This is a genomic window from uncultured Marinobacter sp. (assembly GCF_963974375.1).
Lineage (GTDB): Bacteria > Pseudomonadota > Gammaproteobacteria > Pseudomonadales > Oleiphilaceae > Marinobacter.
In genome coordinates, this window is the sequence record NZ_CAXBDN010000432.1 from 1 (window position 1) to 1,909 (window position 1,909).

At 64.5% G+C, this 1,909-nt stretch carries 3 protein-coding genes; all 3 read right to left on the minus strand.

All coding sequences use genetic code 11. The annotated features are described in order from the left end of the window. On the minus strand, positions 1–572 hold a 572-nt coding region (locus AAC035_RS21090; protein ID WP_339807081.1), incomplete at its 3' end, for a thiosulfate oxidation carrier protein SoxY. 25 nt (positions 573–597) lie between these two features. After that, complete coding sequence (locus AAC035_RS21095) at positions 598–1,662, minus strand: YeeE/YedE family protein (protein WP_339807083.1); 1,065 nt, start codon at positions 1,660–1,662, stop codon at positions 598–600. Between the two features lie 20 nt (positions 1,663–1,682). Continuing rightward, positions 1,683–1,909: FCSD flavin-binding domain-containing protein (locus AAC035_RS21100; protein ID WP_339807084.1), on the minus strand; the 227-nt coding region annotated here is incomplete at its 5' end.

Below are 1,909 nucleotides of genomic sequence, written 5' to 3' on the forward strand. Positions count from 1 at the left end.
ACCAGCACGGGGTTGTTGGCCCGGACCTCGCCGCCGAAGGCGATCCGCGGGTTTTCCATCTGCATCCGGGTGTCGTCATCGCCGCCGATCAGGCAGCCACTGACCGTAACCCGCACGTCCCGGGTGGCAAGAAACGCACGGCCGGTATTGGTAAAGGCCAGCGCCACAACCTGCTGGGATTCACTGAGCCGGACCCGGGTGGTGACAGCGACGGGGGCGGTCACCTGGCTAAGGCTGTAGTCCGCCACTTCGGCCCGGGGGTTGCCAGGCGCAAACAGGCGGATGGTCTGGATGTATTCGCTGTCTTCCAGATCGCCCTCAAAGCGCACCGAAAGGTTGACCGCTGAACCGTCCTCCGCCACCAGCGGTAATTCCAGAGCCAGCCCCCGGGTCACGGGCTCCTTGCCATCCAGGGCGGCCGTCACGGCCGGCACCCGCTGCCAACGCTGATCGGCTGTCGCCAGACCGCTGAACGTCAGGCTGGCTGCAGCCAGCAGGGTGATCAGCAATTGCCGGTAGATCGGAGATCCCGGTGAAAACAGCGCTCGGCTGGAGCCGGTTCGCGACATCATAACGACCTCTGATGCAGAAAGTTGGTCAGGCAGACGGCTCACTGCTGCCACTGAAGCGCAGCGCAAGCCAGGTGCCAGCTACTATGCCGGCAAGTGCCAGCAGGCTTGAAATGGCGAGGGTGGAAAACCCGCTCAGTCCCTGGCCAAGGGTGCAGCCAATGGACAGTATACCGCCGAAGCCCATCAACGCACCGCCTGCCACCGCTCTCCCGGTTTGCCGGGGGCTGATGAAGCTCTGCCAGTGGAACTCCCGGGTAACCAGCGACATCAGCAGGCTGCCGGCCAGAATACCGGCTATCACTGTGACACCGAATCTCAGGGAAGTTCCGGTGGACAGCATCAGATACTGCAGGCTGTCGCCCACCGGTGCCACAAAGGTCAGCGAGGCCAGTCGTACCGGGTCAAAGTCATCGGCTCCCAGCACACCGGTGATCCACCAGCCTGCGGTCACCAGCAGTCCGATCACGAGGCCGCCGAGCCAGTCCCGGCGTGACGCCCGGAATGGGCCCGAGGCCAGTGCCCAGGCCAGTAATACGACCGCAAGGATGCCGCCGATCACCAGTCGTCCGGTGCCCGGATCCAGTCCTGTCGGTAGGGTGATGACGGTCAGATCAGTCGCTGGCAGGGTAAGCCGGTAGAGGTCTTCGAGCCAGATACGGCTGCCCGCCAGGACCCCGGACAGGGTCATGTAGGCGGTGATGCCCAGAGTCAGTAGCACCAGTAACGAGCGCAGGTTGCCGCTGGCCAGCAGCACCAGAGAGCGCGCGCCACAGGCATTGGCCAGTGTCATGCCATAGCCGAACAACAGCCCACCGGTCAGCAGTGCCAGAACTGGCAGGCCATTGGGATGGTAGGGCGTGCGGGACAGGTCGATGCCGGCCCACCAGGCCAGCAGCTGGGTGCTGATCAGCGCCACTGCCATGGCCATGGCAAAAGCCCGCAGCCGCCGGCCATCCCCCTGTTGCCACTGATGCACCAGACCCCGCAGCATGCAGAACCGGCTCCACTGAGCGATCAGGCCATAGCCGAGACCCAGCAGGGCCCCGGCCCACAGCACAGCGCTCAGATGGTCCGTAAACAGGTTGCTCATTCAATAACCCGGACGGAGCATCAGCTGCGGGTGCCCCAGGTGTCCTGGGCAATGGCGTTGTACCAGCCGAACGCGTACTCCGCTTCCAGGCGACGGGTGGCCGGGCTGGCATCGCCGGCACTCAGCCCACCGGAGGTCTCTTTGATTTCACCATCGCGGATCTGGTACACGCCGGCCACTGAAATGCCATAGTCCGGGCTGATCAGGCTGTAGCAGGTGTTGGCCCAGGTAGGCTCCAGCACCGGTG